This window comes from Corynebacterium sp. UBA4397, assembly GCF_002390965.1.
Classification (GTDB): domain Bacteria; phylum Actinomycetota; class Actinomycetes; order Mycobacteriales; family Mycobacteriaceae; genus Corynebacterium; species Corynebacterium flavescens.
Genome location: NZ_DGRD01000048.1, coordinates 1 through 16,128 on the forward strand (window position 1 = coordinate 1; position 16,128 = coordinate 16,128).

Below are 16,128 nucleotides of genomic sequence, written 5' to 3' on the forward strand. Positions count from 1 at the left end.
GAACTCGGCAGTGCGGTAGCAAAGCCACCCGGCCTATCCTGAAGGATCAGGCTCAAGCGGAGGACAACTGACCAACAAAATCACCGCACTCTAAAACGGAAAGTCCGGTTTTGTGGGGGTTTCTTTTTCCCCTGAGCACAGGGGAGCGTTCCCCGATTTAGGAGCGTTGGTCAGCGCAGCATGTTAGGTTGGCTTCACAACCGAGAGCAGTTCAGGCGAAAGAGGATGCTCATTCCCTCTTCTGATTGTCGCCTTGATTCTCGGCTACCTTTCGCTCTATCACTCTGGCAAGGAGTCATCATGACCGCCCCATTCGGCAACACCCCGCAGCACGGCAACAACCAACCTGGTGCAGCACAGAACAATCCCTTCTCTGCGGCCGGACAGGATCAACCGGCGGCACCGCAGTTCAACGCCCCCGCCTATCAGCAACAGCCCCCTGTAACCGCCTACCACGCCCCCATGCCGGTACAGCAAAACTACGGCGCACCCCAGTCCTTCGCCCCTCAGATGGGCGCACCAGCCGGGTACCAACAAAAGTCTTGGGTGGTAACGCTTCTGCTCAACTTCTTCCTCTGGGAGTTCTCGGCGCACAACTTCTACAAGGGATTTACTACCCGAGCCGTCATTCAGTTGGCTATGTTCTGGGGAGGAGCACTACTGATGCTGATCCCGTTAGTAGGTTGGGTGGCAGGTGGCGCCTTGTGGACCGCGGCATATGTTTGGGTGTTCATTGAATTCATGATGACCTTGTTCGGCGCTCAGTCGATGAACGTTGATGCGAACGGCGTCCCGCTTCGCAAGTAGGGCGTGCGCGGGGGAGGATTCGTGAGGCTGCTAGATTTGGTGCCATGACTTTGGACTTCGAATCAGCCTTTACTGAACGCACGCCGCGCATTGTGAACGCAGCGAAATTGCACCGCGCTGCGGCTCGCAAGAAGGCGGGTCGCTTCCTTATCGAGGGGGAGAACGCTGTCGATGCGGCGGTCTCCACAGGGGCTGCAACGGATATCTTCGTCACCGAGCACGCAGCGGAGAAGTTCTCAGATATTCTCACCGCCGCTGGCTACATGGATGTCTATGTGCATCCTATTACTGATAAAGCCGCGCGCCATTTGGCCGATACTGTCACGACAACGGGCCTTTTCGCCCTGTGTAAGCCGGTATTGTGGTCGGTGGGAAAGATCTTGGCTGGAAAGCCGCGCTTGGTTTCCGTTCCAGTGGAGACCGCGGAGCCTGGGAACGCGGGCACCCTCATCCGAACCTCGGACGCCATGGGGGCGGATGGCGTTATCTTCGCGGGGGATACTGTCGACCCACTCGGTTCCAAAGTGGCTCGTGCGTCGGCGGGGTCGCTCTTTCATGTCCCCGTTGCCCGCGACAACAACATCAAAGATGTACTCGGGCAGTTGCGCGCGGCGGGCCTGCAGATACTCGCCACAGCTGCGGACGGAGAAGTCGATCTTGCCGATGCGGAACTGGCACAGCCTACCGCTTGGCTGTTTGGTAACGAGGCCCATGGGTTGGGGGAGCTGGCCCAAGAAGCTGACGTGCGGGTGCGAATTCCGCTGCGCGGACGCGCAGAATCGCTCAACCTTGCTACTGCGGCGAGTATCTGTCTTTATGAGTCGGCCAAGGCGCTGGAAGCCTGACCCCTGCGCCTGCTGGTGCGCACTTCTGCGCTATGATTATCGGCGTTAGTTTTCGCCCGAGCAGAAGGTACGAGGCACGTGTCCGATTCACCTCAGATCGAATTGACCGAGGCAGCGCTTAATGCTGCCGCCGAGCAGGCAATTGCGGCCTTTAACGCCGCGAGTTCCTTGGAGGAGCTGAACCTATTTAGGCGTCAACACCTCGGAGACCAGGGCTACATCCCACAGGCGCGTCAGATGCTGGGCCAGTTGCCTAAGGCGGAGCGCAAGGACGCCGGACGCAACGTCAACCTCGCGCGTGGCCGCGCAGAAAAGCGCTTCGCTGAGGTCAAGGAAGTTCTTGAGCAGCAGGCGCGTCAGGCTCAGCTCGTGGCGGAGAAGGTTGACGTCACCGTCCCAACCACCCGTGCGCAGACGGGCGCGCTTCACCCCATTACGGCCCTATCGGAGCGAATCGCAGACATCTTCGTGGGCATGGGCTGGGAGATTGCTGACGGCCCCGAGGTCGAGGCGGAGTACTTCAACTTTGATGCGCTCAACTTCAAGCCTGACCACCCCGCGCGTACTTTGCAAGATACCTTTCATGTCTCGGTAGAGGGCTCCAAGCAGGTGCTGCGTACACACACCTCACCGGTGCAGGTCCGCACGATGCTCAAGCACTCAGTTCCCCTCTACATTGCTTGTCCGGGTCGGGTTTTCCGCACCGATGAGCTTGACGCCACTCACACGCCTGTATTCCACCAGGTGGAGGGTTTGGCCGTTGATAAGGGCCTGACCATGGCTCACTTGCGTGGCACCCTCGACCACTTGGCCAAGGTCCTTTTCGGGCAGGAAACCAAGACGAGGATGCGCGTGAACTACTTCCCCTTCACCGAGCCTTCGGCTGAGGTTGATGTTTGGTTCCCCAATAAGAAGGGCGGCGCAGGCTGGATCGAGTGGGGTGGCTGCGGAATGGTCAACCCTAACGTCTTGCGTGCGGTTGGTCTCGACCCAGAGGAGTACACCGGATTCGCATTCGGCATGGGGCTCGAGCGCACGCTGCAATTCCGCAATGGCCTCACAGATATGCGTGACATGGTCGAGGGCGATGTGCGCTTTACCCTGCCGTTTGGCGTGCAGGCATAGGAAAACCCAGAAAGGATTTGGAAGAAGAACATCATGCTTATTTCTCAGAACTGGGTCACCAGCCTTGTGCGCGCCAATAACGAAGGATGGAAAGCAAGCGAGCAGGAGCTGGATTCCGGCTTCGTCCGCGTTGGCTTCGAGACTGAGGGGTTCCAGGCATTGCCGGAGACCACCGGTCCACTCGTCATCGGCAAGGTTGAGGAGGTAGAAGAACTCACGCAGTTCAAGAAGCCCATTCGCTATTGTCAGGTTAACGTGGGCACGGCAAACGGAACCGGCGAGCTGCAGGGCATCATCTGCGGTGCCCGCAACTTCCGTTTGAATGATTTTGTAGTGGTGGCTCTGCCTGGGGCAGAGTTGCCCGGCGGGTTTAAGATTGCCGCTCGCGAGACCTATGACCACATTTCCAACGGCATGCTCTGCTCAGCCGCGGAGTTGGGCTTCACGGACAAGTCTGACGGGATCATCACCTTAGGTCAGGAGTTCGCACCGCACCTAGGCGAGGACGCCCGTCCGCTCATTGGCCTCGAGGACACGGTTTTCGATGTCAACGTCACCCCGGACCGCGGCTACGCGCTTTCCGCGCGCGGCTTGATCCGCGAGGTCGCCTCAGCCTTCGACCTAGACTTCGCGGATCCTGCGCTTGCTCCCGCCACGGTCACCGGGCTTGATATGTCCCGGGTGCCGCAACCTCAGTCCTCCCTGATTGATATTGACCTGCGGGAAGAGACCCAGGCTGTGCGCTTTGGTCTCCGCAAGGTTAGCGGCATCGACCCACATGCGCGCAGCCCCTTCTGGCTGGAGCGTGAGCTTATGCTCAGCGGTATTCGCCCCGTCAACGCCGCGACTGACGTGACCAACTACGTCATGTTGCTCATGGGAACTCCCATGCATGCTTTCGACGCACAGGCGGTGCAGGGCAACCTCGTGGTCCGCAACGCCCAGGCCGGCGAGAAGTTCGAGACCCTCGACCACGTAGAGCGCACCCTCGATGCAGAAGACGTTGTCATCTGCGATGAGTCGGGGATTCAGTCCCTGGCGGGAGTCATGGGTGGTACCCAGACCGAGATCTCGGATCAGACCGTTGACGTCTACTTCGAATCCGCCATCTGGGATCCGATTCGCGTCGCGCGTACCTCGCGCCGCCACAAGCTTTCTTCGGAGGCCTCCCGCCGCTTCGAGCGCGGCGTTGATGCCGCCGTGGTAGAGGTCGCCCTGGACTATGCCTGCGCCCTGCTTGTCGACGTCGCTGGAGGAACGGTCGAGCCCGGCCGGACGCTCATCGGTAGCGTGCCTGCGCCCGCCGCCATTAGCATCTCTGCAGAAAAGCCTGGCCGCTACGCCGGAGTGCAGTACTCGGAAGAGACCGTCATCTCCCGTCTACAGGAGGTAGGTTGCACGGTTGAGGGAAGCCAAGAGCTTTCTGTTACCCCGCCCACGTGGCGCACGGACATCACGATGGACGTCGATCTCATCGAGGAGGTCCTGCGACTGGAAGGCTTGGAGGACATCCCCACCATTCTTCCTACTCCGCGTGGAGGACGCGGCCTTAGCCCCGCACAGAAGCTTCGCCGCGCCATCGGCCACGGCTTGGCTTATGCCGGCTACGCCGAGATCCTTCCTTCGCCCTTCATTGCCAATGACACTTTCGACGTCTGGGGGCTGGCTAAGGATGATCCGCGCCGGCGCGCCGTTGGTGTTCAGAATCCGCTGGAGGCAGACAAGGCCGTATTGGGCACCACGTTGTTGCCCAATATGCTTGAGGCTATTGAGCGTAACGTGGCCCGCGGCCGCAGGGATCTTTCTCTCTTCGGGCTGCAGCAGGTCAGCTTCCAGCGTGCTGAGACTTCTCCCATGCCCTCGGTAGCCGGGCGCCCTTCGGAGTCTGAGCTTGCGGAGCTGCTCGATTCCCTCCCGGAGCAGCCTCTGCACGTGGCAACCGTTGCTGCCGGAAAGGTCGAGTTTGAGGGCCCTTGGGGTCAGGGACGCGAATACACCTTCGCCGACGCCATTGAGTCTGCGCGCCTTGTGGCCCGTGCAGCAGGAGTAGAGATAGAGCTCTCTGCGGCGGAGGAGCTGCCGTGGCATCCGGGACGTTGCGCGGCCATTTCGGTGCAGGGCAAGACAGTTGGCTACGCCGGCGAATTGCACCCGCAAGTCCTCGAGCGCCTCGGTTTGCCTGCGCGCACCTGCGCCATGGAGATCGATGTGACTGCCTTGCCTCTGGAGGAGTCTTTCCCAGCTCCGGTTCTCTCGGCCTTCCCTGCCTTGCACCAAGACATCGCTCTTGTCGTTGATGAAGTTGTGCCGGCCGAGGAAGTGCGTCGTGTCATAGCAGAAGGTGCGGGGGATCTTCTCGAGGATGTCCGCCTTTTCGATATCTTCCGCGGAGAGCAGCTCGGCGCGGGGAAGAAGTCGTTGGCTTTCGAGCTTGTCTTCCGCGCGGCGGATCGAACCCTGACTGACGAGGAAGTCAATGAACACCGCCTTGCCGCCGCAGAACTGGCGCAGGAGCGCGTAGGAGCGCATATGCGCGCCTAAAGCATGTCGATGAGAGAAAGCCCCTTTTCCTATGTGGAGGAGGGGCTTTTTCCATGCGGGAAGCGCGGTCCCCAATGCAGGACCAGGCGCAGAGGCACGCAATCGGATGAATAATTTACACTCAGTTGCATATATGATAAGGTTGCGCTCTATGAGCATAAATGTAGCTGTTGCAGGCGCTACCGGCTACGCCGGTGGCGAGATTTTACGCCTTCTCTTGCGCCACCCGGCCTATCTGGCGGGCGAGTTGAAGATCGGTGCTTTGACGGGGCATTCCAATGCGGGGGAATCCGTCGGTAGCCTCATGCCGCACTTGCCACAGCTGCGTGAGCGCGAAATCGTGGATACCACGGTGGAGAACCTGCGCGGGCATGACGTCGTATTCCTGGGCTTGCCCCACGGACACTCGGCCGAGATTGGCCGCCAGCTCGGCCCAGAGGTGCTCGTTATTGATTGCGCCGCAGACTTTCGGTTGCGCAATGAGAGTGATTGGCACGATTTCTATAACGGCGACTATGCCGGCTGCTGGCCCTATGGTATCCCGGAGATTCCGGGTAATCGGGAGCTCCTGCGGGAAACCAAGCGCGTGGCGGTACCGGGATGTTTCCCCACCACCATCACTCTGGGTACTTTGCCGGCCGTCTCCGCCGGCCTCATCGAGCCCTCCCTTTCCGTCGTCGCCGTTACGGGCGTATCCGGCGCGGGTAAGAAAGCCAACGTCAAGCTGCTCGGCGCCGAGACCATGGGCAACCTGCGCGCCTATAGCCCAGGCGGGACGCATCGGCATACCCCCGAGATCATTCAGAACCTCAGCCCCTTTAGTGATAGCGAGGTGTCGGTTAGTTTCACGCCGGTACTTGCACCGCTCACGCGCGGCATTCTGGCGATCATTACTGCGCCTTTGGCTGACGGCGTCGACAAGCTCCAGGTGCGGGCCGCCTACGAGAAGTTTTATGCCGAGGAAACCTTCTGCAATGTGTTGCCGGAGGGCATACAGCCGGAGACGCAGAACGTCTCCGGTTCCAACATGGTCCATATTCAGACTCACGTGGACGGGCGCGCGGGGCAGCTGGTGATATCTGCGGCACTCGATAACCTCACCAAGGGCACAGGTGGCGCCGCCGTGCAGTGCATGAACCTCGCACTCGGTCTCGAGGAGACGGCGGGGCTTCCTTGCGCCGGCCTGGCGCCCTAAAACACGGCGTGATAACCGGATCTGAAGTACAACAGACAGAAAAACCACAGAAACAAGAGAGAAAAGAGCCATCAATGACGCTTCAGGGCGTAACCGCAGCGCAGGGATTTCTAGCCAGCGCAACCACCGCGGGAATTAAACCATCAGGCAAGCCAGATATGGCACTGGTTGTCAATGAGGGGCCTAGCTTTGCAGCAGCGGCGGTATTCACGCGCAACCGAGTGGTGGCCTCGCCCGTCAAGCACTCCCGGCTTGCAGTGGCTGACGGACAGCTCAAGGCGGTCGTGTATAACTCCGGCAATGCCAATGCCTGCAACGGGCGTCAAGGAGACGCTGACGCTCAGGCCATGGCGGAGGCCACCGCCCAAGGAATTGGTGCCGAGACACAAGACGTGGCTGTGTGCTCCACCGGACTTATCGGCGAGGTTCTGCCGATGCTAAATGTTCACACGGGCATAGCTGCGCTGGGTCAAGCACTTTCTACTACGGGTGGGCATTCAGCCGCAGAGGCCATTATGACCACCGATACCGTCTCCAAGGAGACGGTCTTTAATGGCCAGGGCTGGACTCTGGGCGGAATGGGCAAGGGCGTGGGCATGATGGCACCCTCCCTAGCAACGATGCTGGTGTGCCTGACCACGGATGCCGTTGCTAGCCCCCAGGCTCTCTCGCAAGCCCTGCACGCTGCGAGCGATAAGACCTTTAACACGCTCGATGTTGATGGTTCGACCTCGACGAACGATACGGTCATCCTCATGTCCAGCGGTGCCTCTGGAGTTGAGCCCACCCAAGAGGAACTGGATGCAGCGGTGCTGGCGGTATGCTCCGACCTGGCGGATCAGCTCCAGGCTGATGCTGAGGGCGTCACCAAGCGCGTCAAGATTACGGTGCGCGGTACCTCAACGGATGCCCAGGCGCTGAACGCGGCACGGACCTTGGGCCGCGATAACCTCTTCAAGTGCGCCATGTTTGGCTCCGATCCCAACTGGGGTCGCGTTCTTGCAGCAGTAGGCATGGCAGAGGCGGATATGGATCCGGATAGGATCTCGGTCTACTTCAATGGTCAGCCGGTGTGCATCGATTCCTGCGGCGCTCCAGGTGCCCGCGAGGTGGATCTTTCCGGGCCAGACATCGATGTCATCGTAGATCTTGGCTTGGGCGGCGAGGGCGTAGCATTCGTACGCACCACTGACCTCTCCCACGCATATGTGGATATCAACTCGGCCTATAGCTCTTAGTCCTAAAGCCTTTAGTTCTACAACGTTTATTTAAGGAACACTATGATTCAAGGATTAACAAACCAGGATCGGGCCGGGGTCCTGGCTGACGCCCTGCCCTGGCTCCAGCACTACCGGGACAAGATCGTCGTGGTCAAGTACGGCGGCAACGCCATGGTCGATGAGTCCCTCAAGGCTGCTTTCGCCGCAGACATGGTCTTTTTGCGCACGGTGGGTGCAAAGCCCGTCGTGGTGCACGGGGGAGGACCCCAAATCAACGAGATGCTCACCAAACTCGGCATCGAGGGCGAGTTCAAGGGCGGCTTCCGCGTCACCACCCCGGAGGTGATGGAAGTCGTGCGCATGGTGCTCTTTGGGCAGGTCGGGCGCGGTTTGGTCAACCTTATCAACTCTTATGGGCCCTATGCTGTGGGAACATCCGGCGAGGACGCTGGGTTGTTCCGCGCTACCAAGCGTTTTGTCTCCATCGATGGTGAGAACACCGACATCGGAATGGTTGGCAATATCGTCTCGGTCAATCCTGCCGCGGTGATGGACATCATTGAAGCTGGGCGTATTCCGGTGGTCTCCACCATCGCCCCCGGCCTTGATGGCGAGGTCTACAACATCAACGCCGATATTGCGGCCGGAGAACTGGCCGCGGCCATTGGAGCCGAGCGCCTGGTGGTGCTGACTAACGTTGAGGGACTTTATACCGACTGGCCCAATAGGGACTCGCTGGTATCCAAGATCGAGCCTTCGAAGTTGGAGGCGCTTCTTCCCTCGCTCGATTCGGGGATGATTCCCAAGATGGAATCGTGCCTCAACGCCGTGCGTGAGGGAGTAAGTGCTGCGCACGTCATCGACGGCCGGATCGCACATGCGGTTCTGCTGGAGCTATTTACCATGGGCGGCATCGGCACAATGGTGCTGCCGGATAACTATAACCGTGCGGACTATCCAGAAGGCACAGTATTTAGGAAGGATGAAAACGCATGAGCGAACTGACACAAGAATGGGGCACCGTCCTCGCTAATACCTACGGCACCCCGCCGCTGGCCCTGGTGGAGGGCAAGGGGGCCACCGTGCAGGATGAGGAAGGTAAGAGCTACATTGATCTCCTTGCGGGCATCGCAGTCAATAGCTTGGGCTATGGTCATCCCGCGCTTGTCGAAGCCGTCTCCGCCCAGGTCGCACGCCTCGGCCATGTCTCCAACCTCTTCGCCAGCGAGCCGGTCATCAAGGCAGGGGAGAAGGTGCTCGCCCACGTCGCCGACCCGCAGGCCCGTGTGTTCTTTTGCAACTCTGGAACGGAAGCTAACGAGGCCGCTTTCAAGCTGGCACGCTTGACTGGGCGGCGTCGCATCCTAGCTGCGCACCACGGATTCCATGGGCGCACAATGGGGGCTCTGGCCATGACTGGCCAGCCTTCCAAGCGGCGCGCTTTCGAGCCGATGCCGGCCGGAGTCGAGTTCTATACCTATGGCGACATCGATTATCTGCGCACGTTGGTGGAGCAAAACCCGACCGACACTGCAGCCATCATCTTAGAGCCCATCCAGGGAGAAACCGGCGTTATCCCGGCGCCCGCTGGCTTTTTGGCAGCTGTGCGTGCGCTCTGTGATGAGCACGGCATTCTCATGATCGTCGACGAGGTTCAAACCGGAGTGGCGCGTACCGGGGACTTCTTCGCCTTCCAGTCCGAGGATGTCTTGCCTGATGTCATCACCATGGCGAAGGGGCTAGGCGGCGGTCTACCCATCGGCGCGACCATTGTCCGCGGCTTGGCCGAGGGGCTGTTCACGCCCGGTAGCCACGGCACGACCTTCGGCGGAAATCCTGTCTCCTGCGCGGCGGCAACCGCAGTGCTCGATACGATAGATGATGACTTTATCGCCGCCGTGGCGGCCAAGGGCAAGTCTTTGGCGCAGGCCGTCGAGAAGCTGCCCTCGGTGGATCACGTCCGCGGCCGCGGGCTTATGCTGGGAGTCGTATTAAATGCACCGGTGGCTAAGCAGGCGGTGGCGGAGGGCCTCAATCAAGGGCTCATCCTCAACGCGCCGAATGAGTCGGTTCTTCGCCTGACCCCACCGCTGGTGATTAGCGAAGAAGAGATTGCCACCGCGACCGCACGCCTTAAGACCGTATTGGAGAATATTGCATGAGCATCCGTCACTTTTTGGCCGACGATGACCTCACCCCCGAAGAGCAGGCTGCGGTCCTAGACCTCGCTCTCGAGCTGAAGGCCGAGCCTTTTTCCGCCCGTCCGCTGGAGGGGCCGAAGTCCGTGGCCGTGCTCTTTGATAAGACGTCGACGCGCACCCGGTTTTCCTTCGAGGCTGGCATTGCTCAGCTGGGTGGGCACGCCATCGTCACCGAAACCAAGTCCACGCAGATGGGCAAGGGTGAGACCTATCAGGACACCGCCGCAGTGCTTTCGCGTTTTGTCGAGGCCATTGTGTGGCGCACCTACGATCACGCCAACTTCGCGGCGATGGCGGAGACCTCTACGGTTCCCCTCGTCAACGCGCTTTCCGATGACCTGCATCCCTGCCAGATCCTGGCTGATCTTCTCACGTGTCGCGAGAACTTCGGCGAACTGCGCGGGCGCAAAGCCGTCTACCTCGGTGATGGCAATAACAACATGGCCAATTCTTATATGATCGGCTTCGCCACCGCCGGCATGGAGATGACCATTGTCGCGCCGGAAGGCTTCCAGCCGGAAGCGGAGTTTGTGGAAAGGGCGCGTGCCCGCGGAACGGTCAACGTCACCGATTCTCTCGACGGAGTTAAAGGCGCGGACGTCGTAATCACCGATACCTGGGTGTCGATGGGCCAAGAGTCCGACGGCCTAGATCGTCGCACACCTTTCCTTCCTTACCAGGTCAATGCCGGGGTGATGGCTCTGGCGAACCCCGAGGCCATCTTCCTCCACTGTCTGCCGGCATATCGCGGTAGCGAGGTGGCAGCAGAGGTCATCGACGGCCCTCAGTCGCGGGTTTTCGACGAGGCAGAGAACCGCCTGCACGCGCAGAAGGCGCTGTTGGCGTGGCTGCTCGCGCGTAACGAGGAGATTGCCTAAACCATGATCCCCCCTTCTACCCGGAATGCGCGTCAGGCCAAGATCCTCGAGATCCTCGACCGCACCCGTGTCACCAGCCAGGTGCAGCTCTCCGAGCTGCTTCTGGATGAGGGGATAGACATCACCCAGGCCACCTTGTCCCGTGATCTGGATGAGCTGGGTGCCAAGAAGGTTAAGCGTGATCGCGGGCGTTCCTTCTATGTTGTCGATGGAGAGCTCGAGCAATTCGATGATCAGGTCACCGGGCCGCGGGAGAAGTTGCGCCGCATGCTCGATGAGCTCGTGGTCTCGCACGACCATTCCGGCAACATCGCTATGCTCCGCACTCCGGCCGGGGCCGCGCAGTACCTCGCCAGTTTTATCGATAGGGTGGGGCTGCGCGAAGTCGTTGGCTGCATCGCCGGTGACGATACGATCTTCGTTCTCGCGCGCGAGCCTTTGAGTGGGCGGGAACTAGCGGAGAAGCTGACGGATAGATCCCTTTAGAGTGGGGGTTAGACTATTCCCCTTTATTCGTATATTATTAATTCAACTGAATTGTTTACAGTCTATTTAAGGAGACTTCAATGTCTGCACGCGTCGTGCTCGCTTATTCCGGTGGCCTCGATACCTCGGTCGCCATTCCCTACCTTTCCAAGATGACAGGCGGCGACGTCATCGCCGTTTCGCTGGACCTAGGCCAGGGCGGCGAGGACATGGAGTCCGTGCGTCAGCGCGCGTTGGCCTGTGGCGCGGTCGAGTCCATCGTCATCGACGCCAAGGACGAGTTCGCGGAAGAGTACTGCCTGCCCACCATCAAGGCGAACGCGATGTACATGAAGCAGTACCCGCTCGTCTCGGCCATTTCCCGCCCTCTCATTGTCAAGCACCTCGTGCAGGCGGCCCAAGAGCATGGCGGAACCCACGTCTCCCACGGCTGCACCGGTAAGGGCAACGACCAGGTTCGTTTCGAGGTCTCCTTCCGCGCCCTTGATCCTTCCCTGGAGATCATCGCTCCTGCGCGTGACTACGCATGGACCCGCGACAAGGCTATCGCCTTCGCCGAGGAGATCGACCTTCCCATCGAGCAGTCTGCTTCTTCGCCCTTCTCAATCGACCAGAACGTCTGGGGCCGCGCCGTCGAAACCGGCTTCCTCGAGGACCTGTGGAACCCGCCGACGAAGGATCTCTACGCTTATACCGAGGATCCGGCTCTGGGCAATGCACCGGACGAGGTCATCATCACCTTCGAGAAGGGCAAGCCCGTCGCCATCGACGGCAAGCCGGTCACCGTGCTGCAGGCCATCGAGGAACTCAACCGTCGCGCCGGTGCCCAGGGCATCGGGCGCATCGACATGGTCGAGGATCGTCTCGTGGGCATCAAGTCCCGCGAGGTCTATGAGGCTCCCGGCGCCGTCGTGCTCATCAAGGCCCACGAAGCCCTGGAAGATGTCACGATTGAGCGCGAGCTTGCTCGCTACAAGCGCCTGACGGACGCACGCTGGTGCGAGGAGGTCTATGATGGCCTGTGGTTCTCCCCGCTGAAGAACTCCCTCGATGCTTTCGTGGAGTCCACCCAGGATGTAGTCAGCGGCGATATCCGGATGGTTCTTCACGCCGGAACTGCCACCGTCAACGGACGCCGTTCCAAGGATTCCCTCTACTCCTTCGATCTGGCCACCTACGACACCGGCGACACCTTCGATCAGACCGCGGCCAAGGGCTTCGTGCAGCTGCACGGCCTGTCCACCCAGATTGCAAACCAGCGCTCGCGCGAGGGCGGTTTCCCCACCGGAGCTCACAAGTAGATGCAGCAGCACAAAACCAACGAAGGCGCACTGTGGGGAGGCCGCTTTTCTGGCGGCCCCTCCGAGGCAATGTTTGCCCTGTCGGTATCGACCCACTTTGATTGGGTCTTGGCGCCCTATGACGTCTTGGCTTCCAAGGCGCATGCTCGGGTATTGCACCGCGCAGGCCTGCTCAGTGACGAGGACTTTACCACCATGCTCGCCGGATTGAGCGAGCTTGGTGAGAAGGTAGCCTCCGGGCAGTTCCGCCCGCAGCCCACGGACGAGGACGTGCACGGTGCCATGGAGCGCGGGCTCATCGAGATCGTCGGGCCTGAGGTTGGTGGCCGCCTCCGAGCGGGCCGCTCCCGCAATGACCAGGTGGCAACCTTGTTCCGCATGTGGGTGCGCGATGCCATACGTGACATCGCGGCGCAGGTCACCGAGCTCGTCGCTGCGCTCTCCGCTCAGGCGGCAGCTCACCCCACGGCGATCATGCCGGGGAAGACGCACTCGCAGGCCGCACAGCCGATCTTGCTGGCACATTCTCTCCTGGCACACGCGCAACCTCTGTTGCGCGATCTAGAGCGCCTGCAGGACTTGGACAAGCGCCTCGCCGTATCACCTTATGGCTCCGGCGCCCTTGCTGGTTCTTCTTTGCACTTGGATCCGGAGGCCATCGCCCAAGAGCTGGGCTTTGACTCCTCCGCCGAGAACTCCCTCGACGGCACATCCTCGCGCGACTTCGCCGCGGAGACGGCTTTCGTCTTGGCACAGATCGCGGTGGATATGTCCCGCTTTGCCGAGGAAATCATCTACTGGTGTACGCCGGAATATGGCTATGTCACCCTCGATGATGCCTGGTCAACCGGTTCCTCCATCATGCCGCAGAAGAAGAATCCGGACGTCCCGGAACTCACCCGCGGCAAGACGGGCCGTCTCATCGGCAACCTCACGGGACTACTAGCCACCCTCAAGGCGCAGCCGCTGGCCTATAACCGCGATCTGCAGGAGGATAAGGAACCAGTCATTGACTCCTTTGCTCAGCTCAACCTGCTGCTTCCGGCAATGACAGGCCTCGTGTCTACCTTGACCTTCCACGAGGACCGCATGCGTGAGCTCGCTCCGCGCGGCTATACTCTCGCCACCGACTTGGCTGAGTGGATGGTGCGCCAAGGCGTTCCATTCCGCGAGGCCCATGAAGCCTCGGGGGAGTGCGTGCGCATCGCCGAGGCACTTGGGGTCGACCTTGTGGATCTCAGTGATGAGGAATTGGCCGGCGTCGACAAGCGGCTGAGCCCGGAGGTGCGCGACGTCCTGACAATCGACGGCGCTGTTGCCTCGCGTTCGACCCGTGGTGGCACCGCCGGCGTCCGCGTTGCTGAGCAGCGCCAGCGCGTCGACGAGCGCAACGAGCGCTTCAAGCAATGGGCACAGGAGCCGGTAATCCCGCGCGGATAACTGCTTTCCTAATATGCGTGCTTTCTGTGCAGGTAGTGCACGGTCCTAGTCTTGGGACCGTGCACTTTTGCATGTGCACATGAAACTCAGCCCTGAGTTTCATGACCTGTCTGCCTGCATGTCCGGGCAGGGAGGTAGCATGACCATCATGAGTCTTGATCCACAGTTGCTTGAGGTACTTGTCTGTCCGCAAGACAAGGGCCCGTTGACCTATATCGAAAAGGACGAGGTCCTTGTCAACGAAAGGCTGGGAATTGCCTATCCGATCGAAGACGGCATCCCGGTAATGCTGGTTGCTCGCTCCTATCCGTGGACGCCAAATAGCTAGGTTGTGCCATCTGAAAAGGCGCAATTGAATGCATTTACACCTTCAAACACTCAGGAAAACAAGAGAAGACCGAAAGAAAAACCATGAATATCATTGACGAGCTTTCTTGGCGCGGACTTATCAACCAATCCACGGACCTCGATGCGCTGCGCGCAGCCTGTGAAGAACCCATCACTCTCTACTGTGGGTTCGACCCCACCGGTGACTCCCTGCACGCGGGACACTTGGTTCCCATGATCATGCTGCGCCGCTTCCAAGAGGCTGGGCATCACCCCATCACGTTGGCAGGAGGGGCCACCGGCATGATCGGTGATCCCCGCGATGTGGGCGAGCGCAGCATGCTGGGGGAGGAGACCATCGCCCACAACCTTGAGGCCATCAAGGCGCAGCTGCGGCGTTTCGTGAGCTTTGAGGGCGATAATGCCGCGCTCATGGTCAACAATGCGGACTGGACTGGGTCCATGTCCGTCATCGAGTTCCTGCGTGATGTGGGAAAGAACTTCTCTCTCAACACGATGTTGGACCGCGATACCGTCAAGCGCCGCCTCGAAGGTGACGGTATTTCCTACACCGAATTCTCCTACATGCTCCTGCAATCGAATGACTACGTGCAGCTTCATCGCTCGCATGATTGCGTTCTGCAAATCGGCGGCGGCGACCAGTGGGGCAACATTGTCTCCGGAGTCGATCTCAACAGGCGCGTCGATGGAGCCAAGGTGCACGGGCTTACGGTTCCTTTGGTCACCGATGCCTCGGGGCAAAAGTTTGGTAAGTCTACCGGCGGCGGAAAGCTGTGGCTGGATCCGGCGAAGACGAGCGCTTACTCCTGGTACCAGTACTTCCTTAACGCGGGCGATTCCGTCGTCCTCGACTACCTGCGTTGGTTCACCTTCCTAGACCAAGAGGAGATTGCGCAGTACGAAGAGCAGGTTGCCAACGAGCCCCATAAGCGGGCTGCTCAGCGTCGGCTTGCCCAAGAGCTGACCGATCTCGTGCATGGTCCGGCAACTACTAAGGCCGTTGAGCTGGCTGCGCAAGCGCTGTTCGGCCGGGCCGAGCTTAGCGAGCTGGATGAGAACACGCTGGAAGGTGCGCTTTCTGAGACCACCATTGCGGAAGTCGGACCAGAGGATGCGCGCAGTATCGTTGACCTTCTGATTGCCACCGGCCTGGCCGCTTCCAAGGGGGCTGCTCGCCGCACTATCAAAGAGGGCGGCGCTTATGTCAACAACGTGCGTATTGACTCCGAGGAGTGGGAGCCGGCACAAGATGACCTCCTGCATGGCAAGTGGTTGGTGCTGCGTCGAGGTAAGAAGAACTTTGCTGGCGTAGCGGTGGCATAGCCGCCTCTGTTGCTGGCTTCGCCTGAAGCACAAGCAGAGGCAGCACACTATCAACCGCGGGGACGCAAGGAAGCGCGGGTTGGACAAAGGGCCTGTTCGAGAAATCGAATGAGGTCGCGGAATCCGACCCGCGCTTTTGTGCGTTATAAGGCACCAAGCCGCGGCGGATTGCTCAACAATATCCGTCGACTCGGTTCAAAATAGCCTCTGAGGTGGCGATTTGTGGGGAACTAGGGAGCCGTGTAACTTTATCGAAGTCGCCAGCGAGCAGCTGGTAACAAAAAATTTAAACGAAGTTAACACCGAGTTGACAAGATGAATTCTTGTGAACTAAGGTAAGTAACTCGGACGTGAAAGTTAAAGCTCTTACATATTTAAGGGTTGCGGCTTTCTACGGATGATGTTTGAGAACTCAATA

At 60.0% G+C, this 16,128-nt stretch carries 14 protein-coding genes; all 14 read left to right on the top strand.

Translation table 11 applies throughout. The features are described from left to right. Positions 1–300 precede the first annotated feature (300 nt). Positions 301–807, top strand: coding sequence for an NINE protein (locus B2696_RS10030; protein ID WP_286955213.1), 507 nt, complete (start codon positions 301–303; stop codon positions 805–807). Positions 808–851: 44 nt separating this feature from the next. Next, a complete protein-coding gene (locus tag B2696_RS10035; protein ID WP_075729744.1) occupies positions 852–1,652 on the top strand; it encodes a TrmH family RNA methyltransferase in 801 nt (266 codons plus the stop codon). A 78-nt stretch (positions 1,653–1,730) separates the two neighbouring features. Then, a complete protein-coding gene (gene pheS / locus B2696_RS10040) occupies positions 1,731–2,777 on the top strand; it encodes a phenylalanine--tRNA ligase subunit alpha (protein ID WP_075729745.1) in 1,047 nt (348 codons plus the stop codon). A gap of 33 nt (positions 2,778–2,810) precedes the next feature. Further along, a complete protein-coding gene (gene pheT, locus B2696_RS10045) occupies positions 2,811–5,318 on the top strand; it encodes a phenylalanine--tRNA ligase subunit beta (RefSeq protein WP_286955216.1) in 2,508 nt (835 codons plus the stop codon). 151 nt (positions 5,319–5,469) lie between these two features. Beyond that, entirely contained in the window at positions 5,470–6,513 is a 1,044-nt protein-coding gene (gene argC, locus B2696_RS10050; RefSeq protein ID WP_075729747.1) for an N-acetyl-gamma-glutamyl-phosphate reductase, read from the top strand. A 74-nt stretch (positions 6,514–6,587) separates the two neighbouring features. After that, positions 6,588–7,751, top strand: coding sequence for a bifunctional glutamate N-acetyltransferase/amino-acid acetyltransferase ArgJ (argJ, locus tag B2696_RS10055; RefSeq protein ID WP_075729748.1), 1,164 nt, complete (start codon positions 6,588–6,590; stop codon positions 7,749–7,751). Positions 7,752–7,793: 42 nt separating this feature from the next. Further along, positions 7,794–8,729, top strand: a complete 936-nt coding sequence (gene argB / locus B2696_RS10060; RefSeq protein WP_075729749.1) for an acetylglutamate kinase — start codon at positions 7,794–7,796, stop codon at positions 8,727–8,729. Next, entirely contained in the window at positions 8,726–9,895 is a 1,170-nt protein-coding gene (locus B2696_RS10065; RefSeq protein ID WP_276622449.1) for an acetylornithine transaminase, read from the top strand. The genes argB and B2696_RS10065 overlap by 4 nt, the downstream gene beginning before the upstream one ends. Next, a complete protein-coding gene (gene argF, locus B2696_RS10070) occupies positions 9,892–10,812 on the top strand; it encodes an ornithine carbamoyltransferase (RefSeq protein WP_286955218.1) in 921 nt (306 codons plus the stop codon). The genes B2696_RS10065 and argF overlap by 4 nt, the downstream gene beginning before the upstream one ends. 3 nt (positions 10,813–10,815) lie before the next feature. Beyond that, the gene (locus tag B2696_RS10075; protein ID WP_286955220.1) at positions 10,816–11,298 is read left to right on the top strand and encodes an arginine repressor; all 483 of its coding nucleotides are present in this window, start codon (positions 10,816–10,818) and stop codon (positions 11,296–11,298) included. Between the two features lie 80 nt (positions 11,299–11,378). Further along, a complete protein-coding gene (locus tag B2696_RS10080) occupies positions 11,379–12,599 on the top strand; it encodes an argininosuccinate synthase (RefSeq protein WP_276622445.1) in 1,221 nt (406 codons plus the stop codon). Then, positions 12,600–14,039 carry an argininosuccinate lyase gene (gene argH, locus B2696_RS10085; RefSeq protein ID WP_286955221.1) on the top strand — a complete coding sequence of 480 codons (1,440 nt, stop codon included), beginning with the start codon at positions 12,600–12,602 and terminating at the stop codon, positions 14,037–14,039. Positions 14,040–14,178: 139 nt separating this feature from the next. Further along, positions 14,179–14,367: a Trm112 family protein gene (locus tag B2696_RS10090; RefSeq protein WP_286955222.1), complete on the top strand. Its 189-nt coding sequence runs from the start codon at positions 14,179–14,181 to the stop codon at positions 14,365–14,367. A gap of 83 nt (positions 14,368–14,450) precedes the next feature. Next, positions 14,451–15,710, top strand: coding sequence for a tyrosine--tRNA ligase (gene tyrS, locus B2696_RS10095; protein WP_075729755.1), 1,260 nt, complete (start codon positions 14,451–14,453; stop codon positions 15,708–15,710). Positions 15,711–16,128: the final 418 nt, after the last annotated feature.